The organism is Micromonospora sp. ALFpr18c (assembly GCF_008868155.1).
Lineage (GTDB): Bacteria > Actinomycetota > Actinomycetes > Mycobacteriales > Micromonosporaceae > Micromonospora.
Map to the genome: position 1 here is coordinate 19,401 of NZ_WBKR01000022.1, position 14,551 is coordinate 33,951.

At 72.8% G+C, this 14,551-nt stretch carries 16 protein-coding genes; 12 read left to right on the forward strand and 4 right to left on the reverse strand.

Features of this window, described 5'->3' with window-relative positions; translation table 11 throughout:
- Positions 1-2: 2 nt before the first annotated feature.
- Positions 3-467 carry a MarR family winged helix-turn-helix transcriptional regulator gene (locus tag F8271_RS06960; protein ID WP_151488822.1) on the reverse strand — a complete coding sequence of 155 codons (465 nt, stop codon included), beginning with the start codon at positions 465-467 and terminating at the stop codon, positions 3-5.
- Between the two features lie 137 nt (positions 468-604).
- Between F8271_RS06960 and F8271_RS06965 the strand changes: the two genes are divergently transcribed.
- On the forward strand, positions 605-1,165 hold the full coding sequence (locus tag F8271_RS06965; protein ID WP_151488823.1) for an NADPH-dependent FMN reductase: 561 nt from the start codon (positions 605-607) through the stop codon (positions 1,163-1,165).
- Between the two features lie 88 nt (positions 1,166-1,253).
- Positions 1,254-2,549 carry an MFS transporter gene (locus F8271_RS06970; protein WP_151488824.1) on the forward strand — a complete coding sequence of 432 codons (1,296 nt, stop codon included), beginning with the start codon at positions 1,254-1,256 and terminating at the stop codon, positions 2,547-2,549.
- A 113-nt stretch (positions 2,550-2,662) separates the two neighbouring features.
- On the opposite strand, the gene F8271_RS06975 is transcribed toward F8271_RS06970, so the two are convergent.
- Positions 2,663-3,148 carry a GNAT family N-acetyltransferase gene (locus F8271_RS06975; RefSeq protein ID WP_151488825.1) on the reverse strand — a complete coding sequence of 162 codons (486 nt, stop codon included), beginning with the start codon at positions 3,146-3,148 and terminating at the stop codon, positions 2,663-2,665.
- Positions 3,149-3,280: 132 nt separating this feature from the next.
- On the opposite strand from F8271_RS06975, the gene F8271_RS06980 reads away from it, so the two are divergent.
- Positions 3,281-3,943, forward strand: coding sequence for a fasciclin domain-containing protein (locus F8271_RS06980; RefSeq protein ID WP_151488826.1), 663 nt, complete (start codon positions 3,281-3,283; stop codon positions 3,941-3,943).
- Positions 3,944-3,994: 51 nt separating this feature from the next.
- On the opposite strand, the gene F8271_RS06985 is transcribed toward F8271_RS06980, so the two are convergent.
- The gene (locus F8271_RS06985; RefSeq protein ID WP_151488827.1) at positions 3,995-5,014 is read right to left on the reverse strand and encodes a phosphotransferase family protein; all 1,020 of its coding nucleotides are present in this window, start codon (positions 5,012-5,014) and stop codon (positions 3,995-3,997) included.
- Positions 5,011-6,075, reverse strand: coding sequence for a LacI family DNA-binding transcriptional regulator (locus tag F8271_RS06990; RefSeq protein ID WP_151488828.1), 1,065 nt, complete (start codon positions 6,073-6,075; stop codon positions 5,011-5,013). Before F8271_RS06990 ends, F8271_RS06985 begins: the two co-directional genes overlap by 4 nt.
- 92 nt (positions 6,076-6,167) lie before the next feature.
- Between F8271_RS06990 and F8271_RS06995 the strand changes: the two genes are divergently transcribed.
- The 9 genes from F8271_RS06995 (at position 6,168) to F8271_RS07035 (ending at position 14,551) form a co-directional block, all read left to right on the forward strand.
- Entirely contained in the window at positions 6,168-6,512 is a 345-nt protein-coding gene (locus F8271_RS06995; RefSeq protein ID WP_151488829.1) for a cupin domain-containing protein, read from the forward strand.
- Positions 6,505-7,221, forward strand: coding sequence for a cupin domain-containing protein (locus F8271_RS07000; RefSeq protein ID WP_151488830.1), 717 nt, complete (start codon positions 6,505-6,507; stop codon positions 7,219-7,221). Before F8271_RS06995 ends, F8271_RS07000 begins: the two co-directional genes overlap by 8 nt.
- Positions 7,222-7,361: 140 nt before the next feature.
- Positions 7,362-8,336 carry an ABC transporter permease gene (locus tag F8271_RS07005; protein ID WP_225854207.1) on the forward strand — a complete coding sequence of 325 codons (975 nt, stop codon included), beginning with the start codon at positions 7,362-7,364 and terminating at the stop codon, positions 8,334-8,336.
- Positions 8,337-8,359: 23 nt separating this feature from the next.
- Positions 8,360-9,364, forward strand: a complete 1,005-nt coding sequence (locus F8271_RS07010; RefSeq protein ID WP_151488831.1) for an ABC transporter substrate-binding protein — start codon at positions 8,360-8,362, stop codon at positions 9,362-9,364.
- 43 nt (positions 9,365-9,407) lie between these two features.
- The gene (locus F8271_RS07015; protein WP_370461877.1) at positions 9,408-10,163 is read left to right on the forward strand and encodes an ABC transporter ATP-binding protein; all 756 of its coding nucleotides are present in this window, start codon (positions 9,408-9,410) and stop codon (positions 10,161-10,163) included.
- A gap of 39 nt (positions 10,164-10,202) precedes the next feature.
- Positions 10,203-11,354: a Gfo/Idh/MocA family protein gene (locus F8271_RS07020; protein ID WP_151488833.1), complete on the forward strand. Its 1,152-nt coding sequence runs from the start codon at positions 10,203-10,205 to the stop codon at positions 11,352-11,354.
- Positions 11,351-12,505, forward strand: a complete 1,155-nt coding sequence (locus F8271_RS07025) for a dihydrodipicolinate synthase family protein (protein WP_151488834.1) — start codon at positions 11,351-11,353, stop codon at positions 12,503-12,505. Before F8271_RS07020 ends, F8271_RS07025 begins: the two co-directional genes overlap by 4 nt.
- A complete protein-coding gene (locus tag F8271_RS07030; protein WP_225854208.1) occupies positions 12,502-13,350 on the forward strand; it encodes a sugar phosphate isomerase/epimerase in 849 nt (282 codons plus the stop codon). The genes F8271_RS07025 and F8271_RS07030 overlap by 4 nt, the downstream gene beginning before the upstream one ends.
- On the forward strand, positions 13,343-14,551 hold the full coding sequence (locus F8271_RS07035) for a hypothetical protein (protein ID WP_151488835.1): 1,209 nt from the start codon (positions 13,343-13,345) through the stop codon (positions 14,549-14,551). Before F8271_RS07030 ends, F8271_RS07035 begins: the two co-directional genes overlap by 8 nt.

A 14,551-nucleotide genomic window follows, 5' to 3' on the forward strand; every position in this document is an offset into this window, starting at 1 on the left:
GCTCAGTCGGTCGTCCCCGCGCTGCGGAACGCGCGGGCCAGCTGAGCCAGGTCGAAGCCGTCGAAGTGCTGGAGGAACCGTCGGCGTACGGCGGCCAGGTGGCTGGGCCACGACTCTTCCAGGCGGGCGAAGCCCGCGTCGGTGAGGACGGCGTTCCAGCCACGGGCGTCCTCCTCGCACCGTTCCCGCTTCACCAGGCCCTGCGTCTCCAGTCGGATGATCGTGCGGGTCATGCCGCTGAGCGAGAGGTGGCAGAGCGAAGCGAGTTCGTGCATGCGCATCCGCCGGTCCGGTGCCTCGGAGAGGTTCATCAGGGCGGTGTACTCGGTCAGCGGCAGTTGACGATCAGCGATCATGTCGCCGTCGATGGTGCGGGGCAGCACATGCATCACCTGGCCCAGGGCGCGAACCAGGGCCTCTTCGTCCGGATTGAGGGGAAGCGGACGCTCTGCGGGTGGGCCGGCCATCCCGACATCCTAGTTGCTTGACCGATCAATTGCCCACCGTGCGTGTGGGGACAGCCACACCAGGCCCATTTGCTTGACCAAGCAACAACCGGCTAGCGTCGGCGCGTCAGCCCAACCCACTTCTGAAAGGCGCCACCATGACCAGGATCGGGATCATCCTCGGCAGCACCCGCCCCGGGCGGAACGGGGAAGCGGTCGCCCGCTGGGTCCTCGAGGTCGCCAAGCAGCGCTCCGACGCGGAGTACGAGCTGATCGACCTGCTGGACTACGAGCTGCCGCACCTCGACGAGGCGTACCCGCCGGCGATGGGTCAGTACACCAAGCCGCACACGCTGCGGTGGGCCGAGACGATCGCCTCGTACGACGGGTTCATCATCGTGACCCCCGAGTACAACCACTCCACGTCGGGCGCCCTCAAGAACGCCATCGACTACCTGTACGCCGAGTGGAACAACAAGGCCGTCGGCTTCGTCAGCTACGGCTCGCTCGGCGGCGCCCGGGCCGTCGAGCACCTGCGTCTGATCGCCGGCGAGCTGCAGATGGCCGACGTGCGTTCCCAGGTGGCGCTGTCGCTCTTCACCGACTTCGAGAACTTCAGCGTCTTCAAGCCCAACCAGTTCCACGAGGACGCGCTGACCACCACCCTCGACCAGGTGGTCGCCTGGAGCGGCGCGCTCGCCCCGCTGCGCCAGAGCTGACCCTTGCTGACCCGGAGCCGGCCGCGGGATGTCCTCCCGCGGCCGGCTCGTGGTTGACGCCCCTCTGGTGCGTACTACTCTCGATCCGGTGAGTCGAGTTGCCAACGCGCGCCATGCGCCGCTGTGGCGGGACCGCACCTTCGGCACGTACTGGATCGCGCAGTCGCTCTCCGCGGCCGGTGACTCGTTCGCCTACCTGGCGGTACCGCTGCTGGTGCTCCAGGCCACCGGGTCGGTGGCGCAGATGGGCCTGCTCACCGCCGTCGCGGGTGCCGCGTCCGTCGTGGCCGGCGTCTTCGGCGGGGTGCTCGTCGACCGGTACGACCGCCGCACCCTGATGATCGCGGCGGACCTGACCCGGCTGGTGCTGTACGGCCTGGTGCCCCTGGCCTGGCTCGCCGGCCCGCAGGTCTGGCTGCTCTTCGTCGTGCTGCCGATCTGCGAGGCGGCCGGCATGGTGTTCCAGGTCGCCGCGGTGACCGCGGTTCGCAACCTCGTCGACCGGGACCGGATCACCGAGGCCAACGGCCGGTTGCAGGCGACGTTCGCGGCGACGGCCGTCCTCGGGCCGCTGCTCGCCGGTGTCGTGTCGGCCCGCTTCGGGCCGGCGGTCGCCATCGCCGTCAACGCGGGCAGCTTCGCGCTCTCCGCGGCCGGTCTGTGGCTGATCCGACTGCGGCCGGTCGAGGTCGACGACGCCGCGGACGCCACGGCCCTCCGGCAGCGCCCGCTGGCCGAGTTCCTGGCGGGGGCGCGGTTTTTGTGGCGGCAGCCCGTGCTCCGCGCGCTGACCGTGCTGCTGTCGGTCTTCATCTTCCTGACCTACGGCTTCACCGACGTGCTGATCTACCACGTCACGCACGACCTGGGCGGCTCCGAGGGCACCGTCGGCACGGTGCTCGGTGTGGCGGCGTTGGGCACGGTCGCCGGCGCGCTGCTGGTCGCGCCGCTGCGCCGTCGGCGCGGCTTCGGCGTCACCTGGATCAGCGCCCACACGGTCTGTGGCTGCGCGGTGGTGGGAGTGGGTGCCGCCACCAGCGTGCCGGCGGTCACCGCGCTGACCGCCGTGTACCTGTGCTGCCTCAGCATCGGCGGCATCTGCTCGATGTCGCTGCGCCAGGAGATCACCCCCGACCATCTGCTCGGCCGGGTCACCTCGGCGTTCTGGAGCATCCACTACTCCCTCGGGCCGGCCGGTGCGGCGGTGCTGACCTGGTCCGCCGGCCGGTACGGCGTCCAGGCCGTCACGCTCGTGGCGGGAGCGGGGTGCCTGCTGGTCGCGATCGGGGGACTGTTCACCCCGATCCGCCGCGCCGGCGCGGAGCTGGCCGCCTCGCGGTCCGGACTTCGCGCCGCCCCGGCCGGGGGCAACCTCAGTGGTTGAGACGCTTCGGAGTTGATGTCGTCAGCGAATCACGCCCTGACGGCGGCGCGGAGGTCGGTGCGCGGTGCGCGGCAGCGGAGCCCACCACCACCATGGCCCCCCGAGCGCCGGGCTCAGAACTCCTGGTACATGACGTGCAGGCCGACCCGGCCGAGGGTGGGGTGGCGGAACGCGCCCGGCACCGTGCCGACCACCGTGAAACCCTCCCGCCGGTACAGCTCGACCGCCGACCGGTTGCTCTCCACCACGGCGTTGAACTGCATGCCCGCGTACCCCTGCTGGCGCGCCCAGGTGAGGGCGTCGCGGCACAGCGCGGTGCCCACGCCCCGCCCTCGCGCGCCAGCGGCGACCATGAAACTCGCGGTGGACACGTGCGCGCCCGGCCCCGGCCGGTTGGCGCCCATCTTCGCGGTGCCGAGGACCCGCTCCCCGTCGACGGCGACGACGGTCCGTCCCGGCGGGGCCTCGGCCCACATGCCGTACGCCGCGTCGGAGGTCATCGCCGGGTCGTAGACGAAGGTCTCCCGGGCCCGGATCACCTCCTCGACGATCGGCCAGACCTGCGACCAGTCCTGGTCGACGAACTCCCGAATCAGCACCGGGCGAGGCTAAGCCCCGGACAGGTTCCGGACAATCCGTTATCCGCAGGTGCATCCGAGGGGCGTTGACGATGCGAAGCATGGGTCGTGACGAGACGTCACGGATCTGTCGCCTCGACGAAAGGCCCGCTGATGAAGATCGCACGACTCGCCGCCCGGGTGGCGGTGGGCACCCTGGCCACCGCGCTCGCCACCACCGCCGTCGCCGTGCCGGCCGCACAGGCCACCGGCAAGAAAAAGCCGTTGGGCACGGCGTCGCTCGCCCAGGTGCTCACCAAGGACCGGTCCGGATTCGATCGCAACGCACGAGACTTCGACGTGCTGACCGCAGCCGTGCTGGCCGTGCTGGAGGCCAAGCCGAACTCACCGGTCAAGGTGCTCACCGACGGCACGGTCGCGTTGACCGCGTTCCTGCCCAACGACGCGGCGTTCCAGCAGTTGGTCCGGGAGATCACCCACGCCCAGAAGCTGCCCGGCGAGAGTGCGGCGTTCTCGGCCGTCGCCGGGCTGGGCATTGACACCGTGGAGACGGTGCTGCTCTACCACGTGGTGCCGGGCGCGACCATCGACCGCAAGACGGCCGTCACGGCAGACGGCGCCGAGCTGACCACCGCGCTCGGCCCGACCGTCGAGGTCGACGTGCGCACCTACTGGCACTACTTCCGTCAGGTACGCCTGGTCGACGCCGACACCAACGATCGCGACCCACGGGTGGTCGCCTTCGACGTCAACAATGGCAACCGGCAGATCGCGCACACCGTGGACCGGGTGCTGCGCCCGATCGACCTGCCCTGATCGAGGTCGGGTGGCGTGCGACCAGGCGTCGCACGCCACCCGCACGGATCGTCAGACCGGGCTGAGCGCCGTGATCTCCGCGTCGAGCAGGGCCGCCAGCCGCTCGTGCCGCCCCGGGTGGCTGCCCGGGGTCATGCCACGGCTGGGCATCTCCACGGTCATCAGCAGGTACAGGTGCAGCCGGTACAGCGCGAGCCGCCGACGCGCCGAGGCGTCCAGGACCAGCGGCTCGGCGGCGGCGTCCCGGTAACCGCGCAGCAGGGGGTGCTCCGGCTCGTCCTCGACGCGCCGGAACAGCCGGGGCGAGACCAGGTCGAGCAGCGGGTCGCCGTACAGGAACCGCTCGCCGTCGACCAGACCGCGCAGCCGTAGCCGTCCGTCGGCGTCGGGCGCGGTTAGCACGTTGCCGTCCCAGCAGTCGAAGTGCAGCAGCGCCGGGCGGCGGACCTCGTCCAGCACGTCGGCGTGCCGCCGCACCAACGCGCGCAGACCGGCCTCGGTGATCGGCAGCCGCACGTCCCAGTCGGCCGCGTCGGCGAGCAGCGCGTCGAGCATCGCGGAGAACGCCGCCCGCCAGGTCGATCCGTCGGCCCGGTCGCCGTCGTAGCCGAACCGGTCGCCGGTGACCCGGTGCAGCGCGGCGAGCGCCACCCCGAGGTCGTACCGCGCCGGGCCGTCGTCGACCGCGACGCCCGCGCCGGCCAGGTCGGACAGCGACCGGCCGGGCAGCATCGCGGTGACGAGCCATTCGCCGTACGCCGGGTCGGTGCCGTGGTGCAGCACCGGGGGTACGGGCACCTGCGGCGCCCGCTCGGCGACCAGCCGGAAGTAGCGTGCCTCGGCCGCGCAGAGCCCCCGCTCGTAGCGCAGCAGTCGGGTGCCGGCCGGCGGAGCCACCTTCAGCACCACCCGACGGCCGTCGTCGAGCAACGCCCACCACACCGTCGCGTACCCGCCGCCGGTCAACGGACCCGCGTCCCGGACCCGGTCCCGCGGGCCGAACGACGCGCGGACCAGGTACGACACGTCGTCCGTCGTGAGGGGACGCTGCGTCGGGCTGACCACGGTCACGACGCGGTGTCAGCCCGACGGGCCCGGGGCGCCGACCCGGTGGTGGCCCGGGCGGCGGGGCCGGTGGTGTCCCGCCGGATCAGCTCGGCGGGGAGCACCTCGACCCGGGGTGACAGCGCCTCTGCGCCTAGCACCAGCGACATCGCGCGCACTCCCATGTCGACCAGCGGCAGCCGCACGGTGGTCAGCGCCGGCGTGACGTCCCGGGCGATCGGCATGTCGTCGAAGCCGATCACGGAGACCCACCGCGGTACGGCCAGCGAACGGGCCCGCAGGGTGGCGAGCGCGCCGATGGCCATCGAGTCGTTGAGCGCCACGATCGCGGTCAGCTCCGGATCCGCGTCGAGGAGACGGGCGGTGGCCTCGGCGCCGCCGTCGCGGTCGAACTCGGCGTAGCGGATCCGCCGCTCGGGCAGGTCACGGCCCTGCTCGGCGAGCGCCTGCCGGAGCCCGGCCAACCGATCGGTGGTGGTGGTGAGGATGCGCGGGCCGGCGACCACGCCGATCGCCCCGTGTCCCAGCTCGCACAGCTCCCGGCCGGCGAGGTACCCGCCGGTCCGGTTGTCCGGCATCACCGCGTCGCCGGAGTGCTCGTGCCGGCCGATCACCGCGACCCGTCCGCCGGTGGCCCCGTACGCGGCGAGCTTCTCGTTGAGCTGCCGGGTGAACGCCTCGTCGTGATAGCCGGAGCCGGCGAGGATGAGCGCCGCCACCTGGTGGCCGCGCAGCAGCTCCACGTACTCCAGCTCGCGGTCCGGGTCGCGGTAGCTGTTGCAGATCATCAGCAGCCGGCCCTGGTCGGTGGCGACGCGTTGCAGCCCACGGGTGATCTCGGCGAAGTACGGGTCGGAGACGTCGTGCACGATCACGCCGACCGCGCTGCGGTGTGAGCGGGCCAGCAGCTGGGCGTGGGCGTTCGGCACGTACTGCAACTCGGCGACGGCGGCGAGCACCCGCTCGCGCAGCTCGTCGGTGACCGGCTTGCTGCTGCCGTTGATCACGCGGGAGGCGGTGGCGGGCGAGACGCCCGCGCGTCGCGCCACGTCGGACAGGGTCGCCATGGCCGCCCCCTCGATCTGTTGACGGCGTTTCGCCGTGCCGGCTAGCGTCACGGTACCGCAGTGAAAGCCCTTTCCCGCAGGGAGGCCCGGTCATGTCCGATCGCTTCGCGGTGCTCCAACTCGACGACCTTCCCACCAGGCGCTGCTCGTGTGGGACCACCCGCAGGGGCTTCATCGCCGAGAGCGACGGCCAGGCCAGCGTGCACCTGCTCGAGGTGCAGGACGCGGTCACCCACCATCACCGCATCGCCACCGAGTACTACATCGTGCTCGCGGGGGAGGGTGAGATCGAGCTGGACGGGGTGCGCCATCCCGCCCGGCCGATGTCCGCGTTCCTCATCAAGCCGGGTTGCCGGCACCGGGCCATCGGTGACCTCACCGTGCTGCTGGTGTCGCTGCCGGCGGCGGACGACACCGACGAGTACTTCGATGCCTGACCGGTCGGCCGTGCTGCCCGGCGGCATCGGGTTGTCCCGGCTGCGGGTCTACGACACGGCGGCGCCGGACGGCGTGGTCGGCGGCACCCCGCACGTGCACCTGTGCTGTACGGAGGGGTACGTGGTGACCGGCGGCGAGGGCGCGGTGCAAACCCTCACCGCGGCCGGCTACCGGGAGACCCCGTTGCGGCCGGGTGCGGTGGTCTGGTTCGAGCCGGGCACCGTGCACCGTCTGGTCAACGGCGGTGAACTGACCATTGTGGTGCTCATGCAGAACAGCGGGCTGCCCGAGGCCGGGGACGCGGTGCTGACCTTCCCGCCCGACGTGTTGGCGGACCCCGACGCGTACCTCGCGGCGGCGGCGCTGCCGAACGGGGGAGCGCCGGGCACGGACGTGTGTGCCGCGTACCGTCGACGGGATCTGGCCGTGATCGGCTTCCAGGCGCTGCGGGCCGGCGGTCCGGCGGCGCTGGCCGCGTTCCACGACGCGGCGGTGGCGCTGCGCCGCCCGTTGCTGACCCGCTGGCGGCAGCGGTGGTCGGCCGGTGCCGGCCGCGCCGCCGCCGGCACCGGCGAACAGCTCGACGCCCTGGAGAGGGGCGATCCCGGCCACCTGGGGGACGCCCGGGTGTACGCGGTGGACGAACCGGTCGAGCGGGGCCGGCTGGGCATGTGCGGCCTGCTGGACACCTACCCGGCGGCGAGCTGACGGCGCGGGCACGGCCCGAATAGATCGAGGAAAGGCCTTGCCCGGTGCGAAGGTGCCGCCTACGCTCCAGGAAAGCGTTTGCCTGATCCGTCGACCGGCCCCCTCCGCGGGTGCTGAGCCGGGCCCCGAGGAGGTTCCGCGTGACCGAGAACTCTTTGGACACGGCGGGCCGGCAGGCCGCCGTCGACATGACCGAAGGCGGGCGGGCAGCCGTGTCCGCGTCCGGGGCCACCGCTTCGTCGGACACCGTCGACGCCCCGGCGCCGTCCACGGTGGCCGGTCCTCCGCCCGGCACCGACGGTCGACCACCACGACCGACGCTCGGCCGCCGCGCGGTGGCGCTCGCCGACTCGCTCTGGCGCCCGGCGCTGGTGCTGGCCGCGCTGTTCGCCGCGTGGTGGTTCGTCGCCGCCCAGGAGTACGTGCCGAACTACCTGGTGCCCACGCCCGGCCAGGTCTGGACCACCATGACCGGGCAGTCGTCCGAACTGGCCCGGCACACCGTGGTCACCCTCTACGAGACGGTGCTCGGCTTCGTGCTGGCCGCCGCGCTGGGGCTGGCCGCCGCGGTCGCCATCGCCTACTCGCGCACCCTGGACAAGGCGCTCTACCCGATCGTCCTGTTCGCACAGGTCATCCCGAAGATCGCCATCGCCCCGCTGCTGGTGGTCTGGTTCGGCCTCGGCCTCACCCCGAAGGTCATCCTCGCGGTGCTCATCGCGTTCTTCCCGGTGGTCATCTCCGGCGTGGCCGGGTTGCGCTCCACCGACCCGGAGCTGCTCGACCTCGCCGCCACGATGGGCGCCGGACCCTGGCGTACGTTCCGCAAGATCCGCTTCCCGAACGCGTTGCCGCACCTGATGGCCGGCCTGAAGGTGGCCGTCACCCTCGCCGTGGTCGGCGCCGTGGTCGGTGAGTTCGTCGGCGCCAGCGAAGGGCTCGGCTACGTCCTGCTGCTGGCCAACGGCAACCTCGACGCCCCACTGCTGTTCGCCGACCTGATTCTGATGTCCGCCATCGGCATCGTCCTGTTCGTCCTCGTCGAGATCGCCGAGGCACTGCTCATCCCGTGGCACGCCAGCCGCCGTGCCGGCGTGTCCCTCACCACCTCCTGACCGACCCCATCACGGAGGCACCGATGAAACGCACCGCCACCACCATCCTGGTCACCGCCGCCCTGCTCGTCGCCGCCACCGGCTGCGGTGGGGACGACTCCGGCGGCGACACCAACGCCGACGGCAGCAAGCAGGTCACCCTCACCCTCAACTGGGTGCCGTACGGCGAGCACGCGCCCTTCTACTACGGCCTGCAGAAGGGCTACTACTCCGCCGAGGGCATCGACCTGAAGATCCTGCCGGGCAACGGCTCGGGCAACACGGTCAAGCAGGTCGCCCAGAAGCAGACCGACTTCGGCTGGGCGGACAGCCCGGTGCTGCTCAAGTCGGTGGCCAGTGGCATGCCGGTGCGCAGCCTCGGCGCGTACCTGGAGAAGGGTCCGTCCTCGGTGGAGTTCTTCACCGAGAAGAACATCAAGACCCCGGCCGACCTCAAGGGCAAGACCGTGGGGGGCACCCCCGGTGACGCCCTCTACGCGACGTTCCCGGCGTGGCTGGAGAAGAACGGCCTGAAGAAGGACGACGTCAAGGTCGTCAACGTGGACGCGGCCGGCAAGATCGCCGCGCTGGCCGAGGGCAAGGTCGACGCCATCATGGGCTTCTTCCACGACCAGGCGCCGACGATCGAGAGCAAGACCGGCAAGAAGGTCGACGTGCTGCTCTTCGCCGACTACGGGATGAACCTGCTCGGCACCGGTCTGATCGCCAACACGCAGACCCTGCAGAAGGACCCGGAGCTGGCCCGCAAGTTCGTCCGGGCCACCCAGAAGTCCTGGGCCGACGCCGCACGCGACCCGGCCGGCGCGGTGAGCGCGATGGTCGAGCTGGCCGAGAACGAGCCCGCCCCCGAGGTGCTCACCAAGCAGCTCACCCTCAACCTGCCGCTGCTCGGCGCCGAAGGCCCGCCCGGGGTGAACACCGAGGCCCAGTGGACCGAGACCATCGACCTGATGTCGCGCTACGCCGAGCTGAAGGATGCGGGCGCGCCCAACGCGTACTGGGACTCCTCGTACGCGGCGCAGGGGTGACCCGGTGACCGCAGCGCCGGCCCGCGCCGGCACCGCCATTGGGATGTCCGGCGTGACCGTCCGGTTCAGCTCCCGCCGGTCGCAGACCACCGCGCTCGACGACGTGTCGCTGGACATCCAGCCCGGCGAGTTCGTGACGATCGTCGGCCCGTCCGGCTGTGGCAAGTCGACCCTGCTGAAGATCGTCGCCGGGTTGGTCCAGCCGACCAGCGGAGAGGTGTCGCTGCTGGAACGCCCGGTTCGCGGCCCGCAGAAGCAGATCGGCTTCGTCTTCCAGAAGGCCGCGCTGCTGGAGTGGCGCGGCGCGCGGGCCAACATCCTGCTCCAGGCCGAGATGCGCGGCATGGACCGGGCGCAGGCGGCCCGTCGGGCGGACGAGCTGATCGAGATGACCGGCCTGACCGGTTTCGAGAAGGCACTGCCGCACGAGCTGTCCGGTGGCATGCAGCAGCGGGTGGCACTCTGCCGCGCGCTGCTGCACGCCCCGCCGGTGCTGCTCATGGACGAGCCGTTCGGCGCCCTGGACGCCCTCACCCGGGAGCAGATGAACGCCGAGCTGCACCGGATCTGGCGGGAGACCGGCACCACCGTGGTGCTGGTCACCCACTCCATCGCCGAGGCGGTCTTCCTCGGCACCCGGGTCGTGGTGATGAGCGCCCGGCCCGGCCGGATCATCCGCACCTTCACGGTCGAGCTGCCGACGCACCGCGACTACGCGCAGGTGATGTCGGATCCCCGCTTCGACCGGCTCGCCACCGACCTGCGCGGGTTGCTCGGCAGCGCGGCCGCCAACCACTGAGACGCGGATCGGCACGACCAGCACGACGGAAGGAACACCATGACCCGCAGGTCGATCGGCATCATCGTCAACGGCGTGACCGGAAGGATGGGCTACCGGCAGCACCTCGTCCGCTCGCTGCTGGCCATCCGCGAGGCCGGCGGCGTGACGCTGGCCGACGGCACGACCATCTGGCCGGAACCGGTCCTGGTCGGGCGTAACGAGACCAAGCTCCGTGAGCTCGCCGAGCGGCACGGCCTGACCGACTGGACCACCGACCTGACCTCGGCGCTGGCCCGGGACGACGTCGAGGTCTACTTCGACGCCCAGGTCACCCAGCAACGGGAGAAGGCCATCCGGCAGGCCATCGAGGCCGGCAAGCACATCTACACGGAGAAGCCCCTCGCCGAGGACACGGCCGCGGCGCTCGACCTGGCCCGGGCCGCCGACGCGGCGGCCGTCCGCACCGGCGTCGTACAGGACAAGCTGTTCCTGCCGGGGCTGCGCAAGCTCGAGCGTCTCGTCGTCGGGGGTTTCTTCGGCCGGATCCTCTCGGTGCGCGGTGAGTTCGGCTACTGGGTCTTCGAGGGCGACTGGCAGCCGGCGCAGCGTCCGTCGTGGAACTACCGGGCCGAGGACGGCGGCGGCATCGTGGTGGACATGTTCCCGCACTGGCACTACGTGCTGGAGGAGCTGTTCGGCCGGGTGAACGCCGTCTCCTGCGTGATCGCCACCCACGTGCCCGAGCGGGTCGACGAGGCCGGCGGCCCGTACGCGGCCACCGCCGACGACGCCGCGTACGCCACCTTCGAACTCGACGGCGGGGTGATCGCGCAGATCAACTCGTCCTGGGCCGTGCGGGTGTACCGCGATGAGCTGGTGGAGTTCCAGGTCGACGGCACCGAGGGCAGCGCGGTCGCCGGCCTGCGCAACTGCCGGGTGCAGCACCGGGCGGTCACCCCGAAGCCGGTGTGGAATCCGGACCTGCCGGTCACCGAGGACTTCCGCGCCCAGTGGGCCGAGGTGCCCGACAACGAGGAGTTCGACAACGGCTTCAAGGTGCAGTGGGAGGCGTTCCTGCGGCACGTCGTAGCCGGCGAGCCCTTCCGGTGGGACTTCCTGGCCGGCGCGCGCGGCGTGCAGCTCGCCGAACTGGGATTGCGCGCGGCCCGCGAGGGCGTCCGCGTCGAGGTGCCGGAGTTGCACTCGTGAGCGCCGCCGAGGTCGTGCTGCCGGGCGGGCGGCGCCACCGGCTGGCCGGGGGGACCGGGTTCGCCCGCCCGTCGGCGCCCGCGACCAGCCGCATCGCGTACGCCGCCGCGCACGTGGTCGCCGACCCGGGCGCGGAGAACACCCCGGGTGCTCCGGCGGCCGTGGACTGGGACACCACGCTCGCCTTCCGGCGGCACCTGTGGTCGTACGGGCTGGGGGTGGCCGAGGCGATGGACACCGCCCAGCGGGGGATGGGGTTGGACTATCCGGCGACCCGGGAGCTGATCCGGCGCAGCGCGGCCGAGGCCCGCGCCGTGGGTGGACGCATCGTCGCCGGTGTCGGCACCGACCAGCTGCCGGCCGGTCCGGCCACCCTGTCGTCGGTCACCGCCGCGTACCGCGAGCAGCTCGACGACGTCCACGCGGCCGGTGCCCGGCCGGTGCTGATGTGCAGCCGGCACCTGGCCGCCGCCGCCCGCGGCCCGGAGGACTACCTGCGGGTGTACGACGAGCTGCTGAGCGCCGCCGACGAGCCGGTGGTGCTGCACTGGCTGGGTCCGATGTTCGACCCGGCGCTGACCGGCTACTGGGGTGCGGTCGACCTGGACCTGGCCGCCGACACGGTCGTCGAGCTGATCAAGGCCCACCAGTCCAGGGTGGACGGCATCAAGGTGTCACTGCTCGACGCCGGCCGGGAGGTCGCGTTGCGCCGCCGGCTACCGGCCGGGGTGCGTCTCTACACCGGTGACGACTTCCACTACCCGGAGCTGATCCGGGGCGACGAGGCGGGCCATTCCGACGCGCTGCTCGGGGTGTTCGCGGCCATCGCGCCGGCCGCCGCCGCCGCGCTGGCCGCCCTGGACCGGGGGGACGTCTCGACGTACGACGAGGTCTTCGCGCCGACCGTGCCGCTGGCCCGGCACCTGTTCGCGGCGCCGACCTGGCACTACAAGACCGGGATCGTGTTCCTGGCCTGGCTGGCCGGGCACCAGGACCATTTCACGATGGTCGGTGGCGCGCAGTCCGGGCGTTCTCCCGCACACCTGGCCACCCTGCTCACCCTGGCCGACGCGGCCGGCCTGTTGCCCGACGCGGACCTGGCCGCCGCCCGCGCCCGAGCGCTGTTCACGGTGGCGGGGGTGGCGCAGTGACCGTCGAGTTCGCGGGTGCGGCACCGTCGGGTGGCAGCGGCGACGCGCTGCGGCGCTTCTCGTTCAACCAGGCCACCGCCCAGCGCTGGCCGCTGCCCGACGTGGTGGCCGGTTGTGTGGCCGCCGGCGTGCCGGGCATCGGCCTGTGGCGGGAACCGGTCGCGGAGTACGGGCTGGCCCGCTCGGCGAAGCTGGTCCGCGATGCCGGGCTCACCGTCACCTCGTTGTGCCGGGGCGGGTTCTTCTCCGCCGACGACTGGCTGGCGGAGAATCTGCGCGCCATCGAGGAGGCGGCCACGCTGGGCGCCCCCGAACTGGTGCTGGTCTCCGGTGGGCTGGCGGCGGGCCGCCGGGACATCGACGGCGCCCGCCGCCGGGTCGCCGACGCGATCGGCGAGCTGGCCCCGCACGCGGCGGCAGCCGGCGTACGGCTGGCCATCGAGCCGCTGCACCCGATGTTCGCCGCCGACCGCTGCGTGATCGCCACCCTCGGGCAGGCGTTGGACATCGCCGAACGGTTCGACCCGACGGTGGTGGGTGTGGTCGTGGACGCGTACCACATCTGGTGGGACGACACGGTGTACGCGCAGATCGAGCGGGCCGGCACGCGGATCGCCGCGTTCCAGGTCTGCGACTGGGTGACCCCGCTGCCCGAGGGGGTCTTGCTCGGCCGGGCGCTGCCCGGCGACGGGTGCATCGAGCTGCGCCGGCTGCGCGAGGCGGTGGACGCCGCCGGCTACGTCGGCCCGATCGAGGTGGAGGTCTTCTCCGCGCAGGTGTGGGCGCGTCCCGGCGCGGAGGTGCTGGACGCGGCGATAGCCGGCTACCTGCGCCACGTTGTCTGATCCCGGTCCAGCGGCCGGCGTCGCTCCGGCGTCCGCCGGGCCCGTCGAGGAGGGCCGGGGGCGGCGGTGGCCGGCGGCGGTCGGCGCCTGGCTGGGCATCGGCACCGCGCCGGCCACCCTGGTGCTCGGCGCGGCGATGGCCGACCGGCACGGCGGCGCGGTGCCGGTGGCCGGGCTGCTGGTCGGCGGGGCGCTGATGGTGGCGCTGCTGTGGGGGCAGGGCCGGATCGGCCTGCGCCGGCCGCTCGGTGACGGCGGCACCCTGACCGCGGTGCTGCCCGCGTACCTGGGGCGGGTCTCCCGCCTGCTGCTGGCGGCGGTGCTGGCCGTGTCGATGGTCGGCTGGAACGGCTTCAACGTCGGGCTCGGCGGCGCGTCACTGGCCGCGTTGACGCACCTGCCGGGCTGGGTCGGGCCGGCGCTGCTGGAGGTGGCGGTCCTCGCCGTCTCCTGGGCGCCCGCCCGGCTCGGCAACCGGATCGCGGTGCTCACCACCCTCAGCGCGGTGGTCCTGGTCGGATGGTGCCTGACCGTGCTGCCGCCGCCCGGCGCGCCGGTCCGCCTCGCCGCCGGTGGGCTCGCCGACGCCGCCGCGCTGATCGGCTACGTCGCGGTGTTCGCGTTGCGGGCACCGGACTTCAGCGTCGGTCTGGCCCGCGGGAGGGACCTGGCCTGGTGCGTGGGGCTGCTGATCGGGCCGACGCTGCTCGGGGTGCTCGCCGGCGCCGGTCTGTGGCTGCGGACCGGCTCGGCGGACGTGGTCGCGCTCCTCGCCGCCGGGTCGGGGCTGGCCGCGTACGCCAATCTGTTCGTCGCGGTGGCGGTCTTCGCGGCAGCGCTGACCACGACGTACTCCGGGACACTGGCGATCCGTGGCCTGGCGCCGCGGGTGCCGGCCCGCACCGCGATGCTGGCCGTCGCGGTGCTCGGGGGACTGCTGACGGTGGCGCGCTTCGACCGGCTGGTGCTGCCCTGGCTGACCCTGCTGGCCGCCGCGCTGCCGGTGCTGGTCGTGCCGATGGCGACCGAGGCCGCGGCCCGGCGGCGCGGCCGCGCCCCGCGCAGCGTGCCCGCCTGGTGTTGGGTGCCGCCGGCGTTGCTCGCGGTCGCCTGCACCCTCGCCGGGGTGGGTCTCGCGCCGCTGCTCGGCCTGGCCCTCGCCGGGCTGCTCACCGCAGGCTGGCGCCGACACCAGCGCTGA